Raw genomic sequence first — 16251 nt, 5'->3', positions numbered from 1 at the left:
GATGTGCTCTGCCCGAGGTGAGTTGTTCAGCTGTGTGTAAGTAGGCTCAGCTGTTGCTTGAGTAGACCGTGCGTGAACCGCCGGAGCTGCCCTGGCTGCGGTGGCGTCCCCGAGTCTCGGCACTCGTGCCTCGGTTGTCGGATCCGCGCCGGTTGCCGGTGTTCCCACGAGTGTTGCTGCGGGTGCCTTCGCTGCGGCGGTTGCCTGAAGCACTCGCACCTGAACGACTGCCACGGCCGTTCGCTGCGGGGCGTCCCTCCTGGGCATTTCCACCCGAGCGGCTGCCCTGCGAGTTGTTCCTGGCGGTGCGACCACCCGAAGCGTTTCTGGAGCTGCGGCCGCCTGCTTGGCCACCGCGACCGCTCTCACCGCTGCGACTGCTGTCTCCGCCGCGGCTGTTCTCACCACTGCGTCGACTGCTTCCGCCGCGGCCTCCACGGCGACGCCCGGATGAGCGCTGTCCGCCCTGTGACTGCTCAGCCTTCTGCTTCTCTGCTGCGGCCTGGATTGCGATCTGCGGGTCGACATAGTCAGCGGTTTCGCCCACCAGGTCGGTCACCACGGAGGATTCGGCCGTGACCTTCTGCGGAGTCACTTTGATGGCTGCCTTGCGCAGCAGCACCATCGTGTCCTTGCGCTCACCTGGCTGCATGATCGTCACAACTTCGCCGGAGCTGCCGGCACGTGCTGTGCGACCCGAGCGGTGCAGATAAGCCTTGTGCTCGGTCGGCGGATCCACGTGGACGACGAGTTCGACGGAGTCGACATGGACTCCTCGGGCGGCGACGTCTGTGGCGACGAGCACGCGCACGTTCCCCTCGCTGAATGCTGCCAGGTTGCGATCTCGTGCCCCCTGAGACAGGTTGCCGTGGAGATCCACGGCGGGAATGCCCTGCGCGGTCAGCTGCCGGGTGAATCGCTTCGCCCGGTGCTTGGTGCGGGTGAAGAGGATGCGGCGACCGGTGCCGGAGGCGAGCCGCTGGATCAGATCGTTCTTTTCCTCATCGGCGACCTCGAAGACGTGGTGCGTCATGGCGGAGACGTGCGAATTGGGATCGTCGACGGAGTGGCGGATCTCGTTGTGGAGGAACCGGCGGACCAGTTTGTCCACGCCGTTGTCCAAAGTCGCAGAGAAGAACATCCGCTGGCCGTGCTCCGGGGTCTTGGCGAGGATGCGGGTGACACCGGGCAGGAAGCCCAGATCGGCCATGTGGTCGGCCTCGTCGAGGACGGTGACCTCGATGTCGTCCAGGGAGATCAGGCCCTGCTGGAGCAGGTCCTCGAGCCGTCCCGGGCAGGCCACGACGATATCGACGCCTGCACTGAGGGCGATTTCCTGGCGCCTCTGCTTGACGCCGCCGAAGATGGTTGTCGTCGACATGCCGTAGGCCTGGGCCAGGGGATCGACCACGTTCGTGATCTGGGTTGCGAGCTCACGCGTGGGTGCCAGGATGAGGCCGCGTGGAAGGCGGCCCTTCTTCCGGCCGGCAGCGGACTCTGACAGGCGCGTCACCATGGGAATGGCGAAGGCGAGTGTTTTGCCGGAGCCGGTCTTGCCTCTGCCCAGCACATCGCGGCCGGCGAGGGTGTCCGGAAGTGTGTCCTTCTGGATGGGGAAGGCCTCGGTTTTGCCCTCCGCGCGAAGACGATCGGTCAGGACAGACGGAACGCCGAGCTCGGTGAAAGTGACGGGAGCGGCATCTGTCTTGTCCGCGACGGCATTCGCCACCTCGGGATTCGCAGCCTTCGGTGTGGCTGGTCGTCGCTGCCTGGTGGAGGAAGAGACGGCATTGTTGCTGGAGTCATGTGGGGGAGTGATGGGATAGCCCTTCGACATGCCGGAGGACTCACAGATGCCACCGAATGGTGACGGGAGCCGGTTCCGGACAAGGTGTGGGAACGCCGTTTGGCGCTCTCGATCGCCGAGAGGAAACGGCTTCGGAAACACGCGCCGGATATTTGATTCACGGCCGCAGAGACGAGGCGTACTGTCGACGCAGGGAACCCGAGGACGGGTTCGCAGGTACTACCAGCATACATGCCTCAGCGGTGTCGCCTTGACAGGGTCACACAATGTCAGCCATCTCATACTCCCGGATACCCCACGCCCGGTGCGTCTGTCAGCTTCAGAATGCGACTCCGCGATTTTCACATGTCGCCCTGCGCGCCCTGTTGTGCACCTGGTTCAGCCCGTCGCCGTACTCATGTCCTGACAGGTGTAGAGACGTCTTCAACTTTCCCCAACGTGTGCCGAAGGCTGGGAGCGTCGCTTTGGATGCATTTCTGGCAGACCTGGGTTTAGTGACCATCGCCGAGGCCGCCGGTGAGTCGAGCGTGGAAGGCTGTGGTGTAGTCGTTCATGCCAACAAACTCGACAGCCTTGCCGTGTTGTTCGTATTTCGTTTCGATCGTATCGAGTGCGGCAACAGTCGACGCGTCCCAAATGTGGGATTTCGTGAGATCGATGACTACCCGCTCGGGGTCGTCAACATACTCAAACAGTGTGGTGAGATCATTGCTGGAGGCAAAGAGCAGCTGTCCTTCAACCGTGTAGTGAGCGACCTGTACCCCGTCGTGTTCCTGGATCTCCCTCCGAACGTCGATGAGGTGGGCAACGCGACGGACGAACATCACCGAGGCCACGAACACGCCGACAACGACGCCGATGGCGAGGTTGTGAGTTGCGACGACCACTGCGACGGTGATGACCATGACTGCGGTTTCGCTCTTGGGCATGCGCTTGAGCGTGGAGAGCTTGATCGAGTGCCAGTCGAAGGTTCCGACCGAGACCATGATCATCACAGCGACCAGTGCGGCCATCGGGATGATCGCCACGATGTCGCCAAAGGCGACGATGAGGATCAGCAAGAACATTCCTGCAAGAAAGGTTGATATCCGGGTGCGCGCACCGGAGGCTTTGACGTTGATCATGGTCTGCCCGATCATGGCGCAGCCACCCATTCCGCCGAAGAATCCCGAGAGAATGTTCGCAACTCCCTGACCCCAGCCTTCACGGGTCTTGTTTGAGTGCGTGTCGGTGACATCGTCGACAAGCTTTGCCGTCATCAGGGACTCCATGAGTCCAACGAGGGCCATCGCCAGAGAGTAAGGGGCGATGATCGTCAGCGTCTCCCATGTCAGTGGAACACTAGGGACGAACAGTTCGGGCAGGCTACGCGGCAGTTCACCTTGATCACCAACAGCGGGGATATTGATTGCGAAGACTATGACTGCGACAGTGACGATGATGATCGAGACCAACGGAGCTGGAACGACTTTGGTGATCTTCGGCATGAAGATCATGATGACCAGGCCGACCGCGACGAGTGGGTAGACCATCCAGGGCACACCGATGAGCTGCGGGAGCTGAGCTGTGAAGATGAGGATCGCCAGGGCGTTGACGAAGCCAACCATGACGCTGCGCGGGATGAACCGCATCAACTTCGCTGCGCCGAAGACAGCGAGCACAATCTGCAACACCCCGGCGAGAAGCACGGTGGCGATGAAGTAATCCATTCCGTACTCGCGAGCCACGGGCGCGATCACTAGCGCGATCGCACCCGTGGCAGCGGTGATCATCGCGGGTCGCCCGCCGACAAAAGCGATGGTCACGGCCATGATGAACGAGGAGAACAGGCCGACCTTTGGATCGACGCCGGCGATGATGGAGAACGAGATCGCCTCCGGGATCAGTGCCAGCGCGACGACCAGTCCCGCGAGGACTTCTCGAGTGAGGATCCGTGGAGTCTTCAGCGCAGTCATCACTGAGGGGTCGGGTTGGTATCGACTTCGGTCGTCGGCGGTTGTAGTTGCAGTCGTCATTTAACGAGCCTCCAAGGTCAGGAGTGGGTCGGGTGTGACACCATCGAAGATTGAGCGCACATTCCTGTGCGAGTCCGGCGGGCCCCTTTTTGGGGCCTGGAAGCCGGGAAGCCACCACAGAATTGTGTGGGCGCTAAAATTGACTCTAACGTAACGTAAGAGTTGATGCGAATCGAGGAAGGGGTGCCCCCATGCCCGAGGTAGGGATGATGCACATTGGAGAGTTGGCTGAGCGCACAGGGTTGTCTCTGCGAACAATTCGCCACTATGACCAGATAGGCCTGTTAACACCGTCTGGCCGGTCAGAAGGTGGTTTCCGTCTCTATACCGAGGACGATCATGACCAGCTCATGCTCATTCGTCGAATGAAGCCGTTGGGGTATTCGCTGGAACAGATGGGGGATCTTTTGAGGGCACTGGAGAGTGTTCGCAGTGGTGATTCTTCGAGCGCTGATGGAGAAGATGCGATGACGCAATTTCTCGACGACGCGAACGAGCGCCGGGAAAAGCTCGCTCAGCAACTGGCTGCAGCAGATGAGTTCATCGATCAGCTCCGCTCGAGGATCATTCCGTAATCGGAGCAAGGCTGCGCAAAGAAGGCAACGTATCGACGGCAGTGAAATTGCCGGTTCTGGCTGAAGCGACCCCGCTTTGACTGGATCCTTCGCTCGTCACGCGGCATATGAAATGTGAGCGGGAGGGTAAATGCATTCTGTATCCGCGGGCATGAAGTCATACGGTCGCGCGCCCACATTTCTCATGTTCACCGGATACGAGCAGATCCGCTTCATCGTCGCAGCCCTGGCAGGCGACCAGGCCGCCGCAGACAGAGTCGAACTGGTTCTGCCCGAAACCGCCGTATGTTCAGCCGACATCGGCTCCTTCTGCGACGCGCCGGCTGTCGATACCGTCGAGACAGACTCGTGCTGCGGCGCGCCCGCAGAACCGGTCTCGATTGGTATTCCCGCCGGACTGGAACACGGACGGAGCACATACCAGGAGACACGATGACAACTTCACCACGCGTCCTCTTCATCTGTGTGAAGAACGGCGGAAAGTCCCGAATGGCCGCGGGGCTCATGAGCGACCTCGCCGGCGACTCGATCGATGCGGTCTCTGCCGGAACGAAGCCCGGTAAATCACTCAACCAACTCTCGGTGAAGTCGTTGGACGAGCTGGGCATCGGTATCAATCAAGGCAGTCCAAAGCCTGTCAGTGACGCTGAGCTCGAAGCGGCCGATATCGTCATCACCTGGGGACGTGAAGCAACCGTGGAAGTGCCTTCGGGTACAGAGTTGGAGGACTGGGATACCGACGAGCCGTCTGAGCGAGGAATCGAGGGCATCGAACGCATGCGCCTCGTCCGCGAAAACATCAGGCCACGTGTCGAGAAACTTCATTCGCGCCTGCTGTTATGAGTGATATCCACATTCGAGGGATGGTCGACTCCGACTGGTCTGGGGTTAAGGATGTGTACGCAACCGGCATCGAGACTGGGCATGCCACCTTCGAATCAGCGCCGCCAGCCGCTTGGAACGACTTTTGCCCGTCCAGGCGGCTGGACCTGTGTCTGGTCGCCGTGGACGGTGATAGCCAGATCCTGGGGTGGGTGCGGGACCGGTGTCGTTTCGCGACGTCTATAGAGGCGTCGTCGAGCACTCGATCTACGTGCACACCGATACTTCCGGCAAAGGTGTCGGCACTCAGCTATCGTCTGAGTTCATCAGTCTCACCGACCACTGCGGGATCTGGACGATACAGTCGTCGATCTTTCCCGAGATCACCGCCAACTTTCGTCTCCACGAGCACGCTGGTTGCCGACATGACGTCGCGGCCAGCGTCGCGCAGCTCGCCTGTTGGTGACAAATGTCGATACAAGGTTTGGTGACTGATACCGAGCTCCTGGCACAGTGGACCTACACTGGTTCACGGTTGGCCCATGGAAGCCATCGCGAGGCGTACTTTGGCCGGAATCATTGTGCAGGGAGGGCCACCGTTGCGTCCTCGTGCTCTGGCAGATCTAAGGCCGGCTTTTATGCCTTCGGAGATGAGTTCGCGCTCAAACTCAGCCAGGGCAGCATAGATCCCGAACACCAGCTTCAGCATCGCAGCTGCCTTCAGCCCTGCAGCTGCAGCCGGTCGGCGGCGAAGGATGCAGCCTTTCTGAGCACGTCTGTGGTGTCGTCGAGGATGCGACCGAAATGTAGGAATGAGTGCAGCACCTGCGGGTACTCCTCGTAGACGACATCATTTCCGGCCCGTCGCAGTCGCATTGCCAGGGCGCGACTGTCATCTCGCAGCGGATCGAGCCCAGCTGCGGTGACGTAGACCGGCGGCAGTCCGGCAAGATCGGCGCCGAGGTGGTTGTAGAGGGGCGACTCGGCGTCCCTGGCTGAGGCGAAGTACTCGGACATGATGCTGCCGAGGTCGTCGGTGCCCATACCGTCCCAGCTGCCGCCGAAGTTCCGACGGCTGGCAGAATCGCTGAGTCCGTGACCCCCATAGAACGACATCAGCGCCTGCAAGGAGGAGAAGCTCTCAGGCGATGCCCCGATGTCCTCAGGTGCATCACGCAGCAGCAGCGCAGAACCAATCGTGAGCATGGCTCCTGCCGAATCCCCGGCGATCGCGAGGCGAGTACCATCCACCCCGAAGTACCTGCCGTTGCCGACGAGGTGATCGATGACGCCGGCGCTCTCGTGCAGCGCCTGCGGGAACTTCACTTCGGGGGAGAGTGAATAGTCGACGCCGACAACAGCTGCACCGCTGGATTCGGCGAGGACGCGCATGATCCGATCGTGGGTGTCGAGGTCACCAACGGTGAACCCGCCTCCGTGGAGGAACACGATTCCCGGCACGACCGCCTCGGCGCGGGGATAGTGGATCCGAACGGGTACGTCGACTCCGGCCGCGGAGATTGTGTCATCGACGGTGCGGGCCATCGTCGGACCGCCCTCGTTCCAGGTGGAACGCTCCGCACGGTACTCCGCGCGGGATTCGATGAAGCGGGCAGGTGTTTCCGACGGGTTCGTGATCGCACGCACGGCATCCTTCCCGACTTGGCGGCAGGCTTCGGCACGTGTGGCTTGGACTGCGAGCACGTCCTTCATCTGGTCAGACATGGCGTCGACGATGTCCGGGGGGATTGTGGCCAGCAGAGCCGCGGTGAGATCGACGGCAGGGGTATTACGGGAAATGGTCAGTGCCTTTCGTCGACAGCATCTCGCAGCTCAAGGCTACTCGGCGACGGTGCCTCGCCGGATGGCGGTCTTGTCGGCGACTAGGATTGGCACCATGACCGAGCACATGCGCAGACACGAGTCCGACCACGAGGTTCCGTGGTCACTGCCGATCGTGGTCCGGCGGTCGAAGACGAACATCGCCCGCCACATCGATGTCGTCGAAGCCACTGCACGAGCCGTCGTCGCCTTCCTCGACGACCCGCGTTCACAGCCGGAAGGTGACTGGCACGAAGCGGTCGAGTACTGGCGTGACGGGGCCATCCGCAAGGTCGTTCGCCGCGGAGACGGGCAGAAGCTCGACGATGCACGAGCCTTGGGGTGCGTTGAGGTGACGTTCGGCGGCACGGATGACTACGGTCCCGCCGAGGCGGTTGTCTTCCCTCCGGGTCCGGTCGAGCCGCTGCCGAAGGAATTGAAGAAGCTGCAGGTCGGCGGCACCGAGTTCCCGGATGAGGGAGGCACCTCAGTGACCGCGGACATGGCCGTCGTGACGATCGAACTCTCACCGCTGGTGACGCTGACGACGGGGAAGGCCGCGGCGCAGTGCGGCCACGGGGCACAGCTGGCCTACGAGCAGATGCCCGCCGAGGTTCGCGATCGGTGGCGTGAAGCAGGATTCAGTCTGCGCGTGGTCACACCCACGAAGGCGGAATGGGCGAATAGCGATCGCCCCGTGAGCGTCGTCGATGCGGGTTTCACGGAGGTAGACGGTCCCACCGAGACCGTGCGTGCGTGGTGGTGAGAGTCGAGACTACTCCGCGGCTTCCGCTTTCTCGTCGTCGTCGAGGGGACGCGTCTTCGTGCCGTTTCCGAACTCGTCGAGGATGATCATATGCTTGACCATCTGGCCGGCTTCCTCATCCCAGACGTCGATGATGTCGCCGGGATGGGTCCCAGGCTGATAGAAATCTTCGTTGACTCCAGTCATTGAACTCACCTCCTGTCGTGCCTATGACGCTACGCCACTGTGACGTAAGTCTCAAGGCATTCCCCGGTGCTTTCGCCGAGGTGGTCAGTGTGTCCCGCCGAAGTGGGCGGCGGCTACGATTGTGCCGGGCCGCTCAACGGAAGGCCGTATGGACGAGAGAATCACGGAGCTCAGGTTGACGTTCACGGGCCACCTGGTGAGCATGTTCTTCCCAGGCGCATGTTTCATCTTGGTCAGCGGATTGTTGTCGGAGGCTTTCCCCAGCTTGGCCCTGGGCATGGGATTTGTCGGATTCTTCGTCCTCATCGCATGGCCGATCTTCACGATCGTCGTCCACGTCCGTCACGACCGCCGCCTCAGACGTCAGCAGAAGCGACGCATCTCGGACCACAGGAGCATCACTGAGCCCCAGGTATCGGCTTCAGAGGTCCCAATCAACGACTCGCTGTTCACATTCGTTTCGGGTGTCGAAGCCGTGATCATGATGTTCGCCCTGCCGATAATTCTCCTCGGCGGAATCGGAGTATTCTGCCTGGTCACTCTCAACGATGACCCTGGCACAACCATTGTCAAAGGCGTCGCCGGCGCAGCGTCTCTGGGTCTACTGGGCGGCTATCTGTTCATGCTTATGCGCGGACGAACCCCGTCGACTTTGAGGATCGTCGGTATCGCAGTCGCCGTGTTCGGCATTGCTGGTCTCATCGCAGTCGGCACGGTGCTGCGCAGCGACGGACTCACCAACCTCGGCGACGTGATCATGGCGGTCACCAGTGTGGTCATGATCGCCGCCGGAATGTGGCTGGCGATCACCGGGTGCAACTCCTTCATCCGCACCGGCTGACAGCGGCCGGCTCGACTACAGGCTGCTCCATCAGATCGTGCGGACCATGACGATGAGGCAGAACACCTCAAAGCAGCCAATGCTTCCTTGTCACTCCGGGTCGGGTCGGCGATTCTGTAGGCTGGGGTCATCATGACGGAGAGACTGAAACTTCACAATGACGGTGGACGCGAGCGTGACGTCGCCGAGGCAGGCCAACCCGGCGAGGACGAATTCCGTGTCGATATCGAACGGATCCGATTCTCCCCCTTCTTCTCACGACTGGCCGCCGTGACCCAGGTGATCCCGCAGGCCGGTTCTGGCACAGTCATTCACAACCGGCTGACGCATTCGCTCAAGGTCTCTGCCGTGGCCAGGTCGATCGCCATCACCTTGAACAACTCCGATGAGCGCACCCGATCGGTGCTCGCTGAACTCGGCGGGTGCGATCCTGTGGTGGTCCAGGCTGCCGCCGCAGCCCACGATATGGGGCACCCTCCGTTCGGCCACCTCGGCGAGAAGGAACTTGACCGTGTCTCACGGTCGGTGCTGCGACTGCCTGACGGCTTCGAAGGCAATGCGCAGACCTTCCGCATTCTCACAGCTCTCGACAGCTGTGATGCCACAGCGCGGGGGCTCAACCTCACTCGGGCGGTCAAGGCCGCAGTGCTGAAGTACCCGTGGGCGCGCGGCGATTGGACGCAGCATCAGCGACTGAGCTCGGCCGAGATGCCCAGGGGAGTCGGTGATGAGGTGTCGCAGGGGGCGATGAAGTTCTCCGCCTACGCGACCGAGACGGCCGAGATGCACGATGCGCTGTCGGTGTTCCCGCGGATGGACCGGTACCAGCAGACGCTGGAGTGTGCGGTGATGGATGTCGCCGATGACATCGCCTATGCGGTGCATGACCTCGACGATTTCTACCGGTCGAACATCCTGCAGTACACCAGCGTCTCTGCCGAGTTGGGCCGGTGGCTCAGCGACTGCCGCGAACTCGGCCGGTTGCATGACACGGAGTTGGATCGTCGCAGGCCTGGCCACGCACTCGAGTCGATGTGGCGCCACATTCAGGAGAAAGACCCGTGGATCGCCGATGAGGATGCGTTCCGACAGTCGGTGCAGCGGGTCAATCGGGATCTTGTCGAGGGTCTGCTGGCCGTGCCCTATGACGGGGGACTGGAGGCCGACCGGGCTGTCACCGCGTTCACGAGGCGGTGGATCGATCGGCTCAAGGCCTCCATCGTCGTCGATGCCCGGCCACACGTCCGCAGCGGGCATGTGCGTCTGTCCGACACCGCCTGGCACGATGTGGTGGTGTTGAAGTTCGTCCACTCGAGATTCGTACTCGAACGTTCAGATCTTGCGGTGTATCAGCGAGGGCAGACCCGGATCATCGCTTCCCTGGTGGAGGGTTTCCACGAATGGCTGCGCGATCCCGACGAGGCGACCACGATTCCTCGGCGCCTCCTCGATTCGGTTGAGGCGGCCACACAGGAATACCAGGATCTCTACGACAGGGATCCGTCCAGCCTCGGCGAGGAGGGCGCCAGCGCCATCGTCAGGTTGGGGAGGGCCAGGGCGGTCGTGGACTACATCGCCTCATTCACCGATGCGCAGGCCATGTCCGTCAACGCTTTGATCACCGGTTCCTCGGAGGAGCCGTGGGAGGCTGGCCGCGGACTCTAGCACGCGCGTTCGTGGTGCCGACGCTTACAGTCAGACGAAGGATTTCAGACAGACGAAAGGCGGGGCCGGAGTTTTCACTCCGACCCCGCCTTTCGCGTGGTATCAACCGTTCACACGGCCATGAGACTCAGTCTCAGAGGCCTGCACGGTGGCGGCGCGTCAGGTAGATCGCGATTCCACCGCCGGCGACGAGGAGAGCAGCGAGCCCGCCCAGAGCCAAGGTGCCGTTGGCACCGGTGCGGGGCAGATCGCCACCGTCAGCAGCAGCCGATGCGTTGGCATCGTCGCTGGCGTTCGCGTCATCAGCTGAGCTCGCCGAGGCGTTTGCCTCGTCGTTGTTGTCAGCGGAGGCGTTGGCGTCATCGGTAGCAGCTGCGGAGTCGTCCGCGTTTGCCGATGCGTTCACGTCAGCGTTGGAAGCAGCCGAGTCATCAGCGTCAGCCGATGTGTTGGCCTCTTCGTTGGCGGCTGCCGAGTCATCAGCATCTGCGGTTGCGGTAGCCGAGTCGTCTGCGTCAGCGGTTGCCGAAGCCGAGTCATCAGCGTCAGCGGTTGCTGCTGCCGAGTCGTCTGCGTCAGCAGAGGCCGAATCATCGGCGTCAGCGGAAGCGGTGTCATCAGCGTTTGCGTCATCGCCTGGTGCTTCGTCGGCTGCGGTCGCACGGACCGAGGACGAGGCCAGGTTGATGTCAGCAAGTGCGTCGGCTGCCTGAGGGGCGGCCTGTGCGCCGCCTGCTGCGGGGACGCCGCCTGGCAGCAGCTCGAGGCTGACGGCGTTGACGGTGAAGCCGTCAGCGTCGGTGCCCTTGACGTTGCTGTCTTCAGCAGGATCGCGCTTGGTGGGCTGCTCGTTGATCGTCAGGTCGACGATCTTGTTGAGGCCCTCGAAGACGGGATCGAGACCGGAGAGGATCGGATCGACGGCGTCGGTGACTCCGCCGGTGACCTGGTCAGCAGTGGTGTTCAGGATTCCACCGATGACGGGTTCGGTGACCTTGAGGAGCTCTTCGAGCAGAGGATCGGTGATCGAGTTGAGGAGTTCTCCAACGTCGATTCCGAGGAGCTCGAGGTCTGTGGAGACCTTGGGATCGCCTTCGCCGGTGCCGGCGAGCTGACCGAGAGTGGCGTCGATGTTGACCTTGCCGTCAGCGGCTGGGACTCCGACTGCTGTGGCCTTGGCCGGCAGCGAGATCTCGACTCGGGCTTCGTTGAGAGCATCCTTGAGAGTCTCGTTGAACTTACCGGAGAGGGTTCCGAGTGCTTCAGCAACTGCGTCGGTGATCTTTCCGATTGTCTCGGAGGTCAGCACCTGGGTGTTGGGGTCGAGGCCGTTGAGGTCCTCGCCGTTCTCACCGTTGACGACCTTGGCGAGGTCGATCTTGATGTCACCGTTCTTGAGGTCGATCGAGGCGATGCCCGCCTTATCCTCGAGCTTTTCGTTGATGACGTTTTCGACGACGCTGTTGAGAGCGTCTGCGGTCTCAACGTTGACGGTCGTGCCTTCGCCGCCGAGGCTGATGTCGGCCAGACCTGTCTTGACGTCGATACCAGCGTTGGCCAGCTGGTCGGCCAGGCCTTCCTTGGCGATGACGTCTTCGAGGGTGCCGCCGGCTCCGTCGACAACCTTGGTCAGCGATTCGTTGAGGTCGCCCACAGCTGGGCTGGAGACGGTAAGGACTCCATCAGCAACGACGTAGTCGGAAGTGGCCTCGTCTGCGCCTTTGGCTTCTGCGGTCGAAGCAACCGCACCGAGGGAGAGCGAGAGCTCGTCGACGATGTTGTCGGTGACTCCGTCGATGCCGGCCTGTCCCAGAACCTGGGTGAGGTCGACTTCGGCGTTTCCGTACTCACCGTTGTTGATGTCGTCCACGTTGAGGGCGCCATCCTTGCCGACTGCACCGGCACTTGCCTTGGCACTGTCTGCCGAAGGAGCGTAGCCGTAGGAGTTGAGCGCTCCGGCTTCGCCGAGCTTCAGGAGGCCTTCGCCGCCTGGCTGGCTGATGACTGGCAGTGAGACACCGTCACCCAGATCCAGGTCGATGGCGCTCAGTGCTTCTGCATTGAGAGGGGTCTTGGCTTCCTCAGGATTGCTGGGGAAGCTGCTGTATGCACCAGCGGCATCGACGAGCTGATCGTCGAGGAGATCCGACTGGACCAGCTGACCGAGCGCCTCAGCGTCTTCGTTCGGGTCCTGCTCGATAGCTGCAGCGCTGGGTGAGGTGACCATGACAGTCAGCCCAAGGGCGGTGACTGCGGCTGCGCTACCGACGGCGATCTTTCGTACGGGCGGCTGCCCGTTACGGAGCTTCTTCATACTTCTCCACTTCCATTTGTGAGGATCGACCGACGGTGTTTGCGTACAAGGGACATGGTGCTTTTCGGCCGAACGGATTTAACCCTACAAGCTCATTGGCAAATAATGCGAAAGTAATGTGAAAGGTAACGGAAACGTAACGCGAACTGTGTGCTCGCAGGTGGGTGGGGTACAAATGAATGATCAATGAACGATGCGCAGAGGTGTCGGACGAAGGCTTTTTGGTGTAGCCGAGGTTGTTCCTTGAGATGCTGGGGATCGCGCTCACCGCGCCCGGCGTAGTCAGGTGGTCTTGTGTCTCACTGCGTGAAATGGCGATACTTTTGTTCGAACTAAAGTCCAACTTCTGTGGGCCGAGTCACGGAGCGTAATATGACGAAATTGTCATGAGCGGCGTGTCGGTAATTACTTATGAGTAACGACTATTTGTGTCGCAGGTCACCAGAAAGGCGGGGCCGGAGCTTTCACTCCGACCCCGCCTTTTAGGCGCTCAGCTCAGTGGCTGAGTGTCATGTGTATCAGTGCTGACCTGCCGAGGCGCGGTAGCGGCGGGTTCCGTAGATCGCCGCTGCACCGCCTGCAATCAGCAGGGCTGCGATGCCGGCCATGGTCAGGACGCCGTCGGCGCCTGTCCGTGGCAGGTCTCCGCCGTCGCTGCTGCCTGAGGCGTTGGTGCTGGCACCGGCTGAGCTGGCCGAAGCGTTCGACTGGCTCGAGGAGCTGGCCGAGGCTGCCTGATCGGAATCCGCGGATGCAGATGCCTGATCGGCATCGTCATCCGAGGCAGCGCTGGCTTCAGCACCGTCAGCGTCCGCGGAAGCTGTAGCTTCTGCTTCGGCTCCGTCTGCTGCAGCGGTTGCTGCACCTTCAGGATCAGCATCTGCGTCTGCTTCTGCTCCATCGGCGTCTGCAGCGGCAGTGGTGTCGACATTGGAGTCGTCTGCCTCTGCAGCAGCGTCAGCTTCTGTGCCATCGGCGTTGGCCGCAGCTTCGACCGAAGCGTCGTCGGACGACGTTGCGTTCGAGGCGACTGCGGCAGCTGCTGCCGGGTCTGCGTCTGCAGCGGCAGTGGTGTCAGCGTTTGCCGTCTCTGTGTCATCAGCATTGGCAGCCGCGGTTGCTGCGGCCTGTGCTGAAGCATTCGGATCAGACGTTGCGTCCGCCGAGGCTTCCGAAGAGGAATCTTCGGTCGCTGCGGATTCTGCTGCTGCCGAAGCGTCGATGTCCGCGGCTGCAGAAGCGGTGGTATCAGCGTCTGCGGTAGCGGCGGCCTGTGCGGCTGCTTCTGCAATGGCATTGTCATTGTTGTCAGCGTCGGCCGAAGCTGCGGCCGAGGCCGAAGCATTGGCATTGACGTCCGATTCGTTGGAAGCGTCGGCCACGGCCGAGTCATCTGCGTCGGCCGCAGCCGCAGCAGATGCTTCCGAGGACGAGTCTGCGTTCGAAGCAACGCTGGCGGCTGCTGCCGGGTCAGCGTCTGCCGCTGCAGTTGTGTCTGCGTTGGCTGCGTCCGTGTTGTCAGCGTTCGACGCTGCCTCTGCTGCTACGGTCGCCGAGGCGTTTGTCTCGGTGGTCGCATCGGCTGAGGTTTCAGATGACGCATCTTCGGTTGCTGCCGCTTCCGCTGCTGCTTCTGCGCTGGAATCGGCTGCTGCAGTCTCGTCGGTGGTTGCATCGGCCTGCGCGGCAGCCTGAGCTGCTACCTCAGCCGAAGCGTTGGAGTCATCATCAGCGTCTGCCGAAGCTGCAGCGGAAGCCGCAGCGTTCGTGTTCACATCATCGTCGCCTGGTTCTTCAGGTGCCTCAGCGGTCGCACGGACCGAGGAGGAAGCGAGGTTGATGTCGACTGCTTCAGAGGCCGGGAGCAATTCCAGGCTCACAGCGCTGACAGTGAAGCCAGGACCATTGTTGCCCTTGACCTGACTCTCCTCATCCTTCAGTGTCGGCTGCTCGTTGATCGTCAGATCGACAACCTGGTTGAGAGCTTCAAAGACGGGATCGAGGCCTGTGAGGATTGGATCGACGATGTCGGTGACGCCAGCGGAGAGCTCCTCGACGGTGGCCGTGAGGATTCCGCCGATGAGTGGCTCGGTGATGGCGAGCAACTGATTAAGCAGTGGCTCTGTGAGTTCGGTCAGCAACTCGCCAATTGGCAGTCCTGCGACGCTGAGGTCACTGGAGATCTCAGGCTCGCCCTCGCCGCTGCCGGCGAGCTGACCGAGAGTGGCATCGACGGTGACGGATCCGGTTGCTAGCGTGACAGGGCCCAATGTCGCTTCGGCAGGGAGATCAATCACGAGGTGAACGTCATTGAGTGCGTCGGTCAGGGTCTCCGTCACCTTGCCTGTGAGAGCACCGAGTGCGTCCGCGACAGCCGTCGTGATCTTTGAGATCGTGTCTGATGTCAGAACCTGGGTGTTCGGATCCAGACCGTTGAGGTCTTCTCCGTTTCCACCCTCGACAACCTTGGCGAGATCGATCTTGATGTCGCCGTTGGCAAGGTCGATTGAGACGATGCCCGATTCGTCTTCAAGCTTCTCGTTGACGATGTTCTCGACGATGCTGTTGAGAGCATCGCGAACGTCAACGGACACGGTCGTGTCTTCTCCGCCGACGCTGACGTTAGCGATACCTGGAATATTGACATCGACGCCAAGGCCGGCCAGGTCATTGACCAGACCTTCCGTGCCGATGACCTCGTCGAGGGTTTCACCCGTGCCATCGACGAGTGTGTCGAGTGCGCCGGAGATGTCTCCGACAGCAGGGCTGGAGACGGTGAGAATTCCGTCGGCAACAACGTACTCAGAGTTGTCGGCTTCGCCGTTGCTGTCAGCAGTCGAGGCGATTGCCCCGAGCTCCAGGCTGAGTTCGTCGACGACTTGATCGGTGATTCCGTCCAGTCCAAGCTGGCCGAGGACTGAGGTCAGATCGACGTTGGCGTTGCCGAATTCACCGTTGTTGATGTCGTCCAGGTTGAGGGCGCCGTCGGTACCGACTGCGCCGGCGCTGGCCTTGGCCTCGTTGTATGCCGGGGCATGGCCGTACGAGTTGAGTGCTCCGGCGTTGCCGAGATCGAGGAGCCCGTCTCCGCCTTCTTCGCTGATAAGTGGGATGCCGATACCGGGAAGTTCGAGTCCCAGGGACTGCAGCACTTCGAGGTTCAGCGGGGTGGTGGCAGCCTCTTCGTTCGAGGGTGAGCTGCTGTACGCAGAGAGGGCCTCGATTGCCTGAGCATCAAGCAGATCAGCGTCGATGAGCTGACCGAATGCCTCGGCATCTTCGTTGGGGTTAATTTCCTCGGCTGAACCTGGTGACGTTGTCAGCAGGGTGAGCCCTAACGCTGTGGCGGCGGCAACGCCGCCGACAGCAATTTTACGACCGGTCGTGTGCCGGTTTCGGAGCATCTTCATGGTTCTCCACATCGTTCGAAACTTGAACA

General features: G+C 61.6%; 12 protein-coding genes and 1 pseudogene. 6 read left to right on the top strand and 7 right to left on the bottom strand.

The window, feature by feature from the left end; genetic code table 11:
* Positions 1-46: 46 nt before the first annotated feature.
* Positions 47-1837, bottom strand: a complete 1791-nt coding sequence (locus FO013_RS21140; RefSeq protein ID WP_143924532.1) for a DEAD/DEAH box helicase — start codon at positions 1835-1837, stop codon at positions 47-49.
* 461 nt (positions 1838-2298) lie between these two features.
* The gene (locus FO013_RS21135; protein WP_143924531.1) at positions 2299-3822 is read right to left on the bottom strand and encodes a SulP family inorganic anion transporter; all 1524 of its coding nucleotides are present in this window, start codon (positions 3820-3822) and stop codon (positions 2299-2301) included.
* A gap of 191 nt (positions 3823-4013) precedes the next feature.
* Here FO013_RS21135 and FO013_RS21130 point away from each other — a divergent pair, with 191 nt between their 5' ends.
* From FO013_RS21130 to FO013_RS21120, 3 genes and pseudogenes are all read left to right on the top strand, one after another.
* The gene (locus tag FO013_RS21130) at positions 4014-4397 is read left to right on the top strand and encodes a MerR family transcriptional regulator (RefSeq protein WP_143924530.1); all 384 of its coding nucleotides are present in this window, start codon (positions 4014-4016) and stop codon (positions 4395-4397) included.
* 148 nt (positions 4398-4545) lie between these two features.
* A pseudogene (locus FO013_RS21125) lies at positions 4546-4833 on the top strand (flavoprotein); the annotation flags it as partial.
* The gene (locus FO013_RS21120) at positions 4830-5240 is read left to right on the top strand and encodes an arsenate-mycothiol transferase ArsC (protein ID WP_143924529.1); all 411 of its coding nucleotides are present in this window, start codon (positions 4830-4832) and stop codon (positions 5238-5240) included. The pseudogene FO013_RS21125 and the gene FO013_RS21120, both read left to right, overlap by 4 nt.
* A gap of 508 nt (positions 5241-5748) precedes the next feature.
* On the opposite strand, the gene FO013_RS23440 is transcribed toward FO013_RS21120, so the two are convergent.
* Both FO013_RS23440 and FO013_RS21110 read right to left on the bottom strand, forming a co-directional pair.
* Positions 5749-5928, bottom strand: a complete 180-nt coding sequence (locus FO013_RS23440) for a recombinase family protein (protein ID WP_260848316.1) — start codon at positions 5926-5928, stop codon at positions 5749-5751.
* Between the two features lie 11 nt (positions 5929-5939).
* Positions 5940-6944 carry an alpha/beta hydrolase fold domain-containing protein gene (locus FO013_RS21110; protein ID WP_143924528.1) on the bottom strand — a complete coding sequence of 335 codons (1005 nt, stop codon included), beginning with the start codon at positions 6942-6944 and terminating at the stop codon, positions 5940-5942.
* 172 nt (positions 6945-7116) lie between these two features.
* Here FO013_RS21110 and FO013_RS21105 point away from each other — a divergent pair, with 172 nt between their 5' ends.
* Entirely contained in the window at positions 7117-7806 is a 690-nt protein-coding gene (locus FO013_RS21105; RefSeq protein WP_143924527.1) for an aminoacyl-tRNA hydrolase, read from the top strand.
* Positions 7807-7815: 9 nt separating this feature from the next.
* Here the strand turns inward: FO013_RS21105 and FO013_RS22550 are convergent, their stop codons facing one another.
* On the bottom strand, positions 7816-7992 hold the full coding sequence (locus tag FO013_RS22550) for a hypothetical protein (RefSeq protein ID WP_186293256.1): 177 nt from the start codon (positions 7990-7992) through the stop codon (positions 7816-7818).
* Between the two features lie 148 nt (positions 7993-8140).
* Here FO013_RS22550 and FO013_RS21100 point away from each other — a divergent pair, with 148 nt between their 5' ends.
* Both FO013_RS21100 and FO013_RS21095 read left to right on the top strand, forming a co-directional pair.
* The gene (locus FO013_RS21100) at positions 8141-8833 is read left to right on the top strand and encodes a hypothetical protein (RefSeq protein ID WP_143924526.1); all 693 of its coding nucleotides are present in this window, start codon (positions 8141-8143) and stop codon (positions 8831-8833) included.
* Between the two features lie 132 nt (positions 8834-8965).
* Positions 8966-10498 carry a deoxyguanosinetriphosphate triphosphohydrolase family protein gene (locus FO013_RS21095; RefSeq protein ID WP_143924525.1) on the top strand — a complete coding sequence of 511 codons (1533 nt, stop codon included), beginning with the start codon at positions 8966-8968 and terminating at the stop codon, positions 10496-10498.
* Between the two features lie 133 nt (positions 10499-10631).
* Here the strand turns inward: FO013_RS21095 and FO013_RS21090 are convergent, their stop codons facing one another.
* On the bottom strand, positions 10632-12812 hold the full coding sequence (locus tag FO013_RS21090) for a choice-of-anchor G family protein (RefSeq protein ID WP_143924524.1): 2181 nt from the start codon (positions 12810-12812) through the stop codon (positions 10632-10634).
* 518 nt (positions 12813-13330) lie between these two features.
* Entirely contained in the window at positions 13331-16222 is a 2892-nt protein-coding gene (locus FO013_RS21085) for a choice-of-anchor G family protein (protein ID WP_186293255.1), read from the bottom strand.
* Positions 16223-16251: the final 29 nt, after the last annotated feature.

The sequence above is a fragment of the Brevibacterium aurantiacum genome (assembly GCF_007558825.1).
GTDB lineage: Bacteria > Actinomycetota > Actinomycetes > Actinomycetales > Brevibacteriaceae > Brevibacterium > Brevibacterium aurantiacum_A.
The sequence above is the reverse complement of the archived record's forward strand: the minus strand, read 5'-3'. Positions and strand labels throughout refer to the sequence as shown.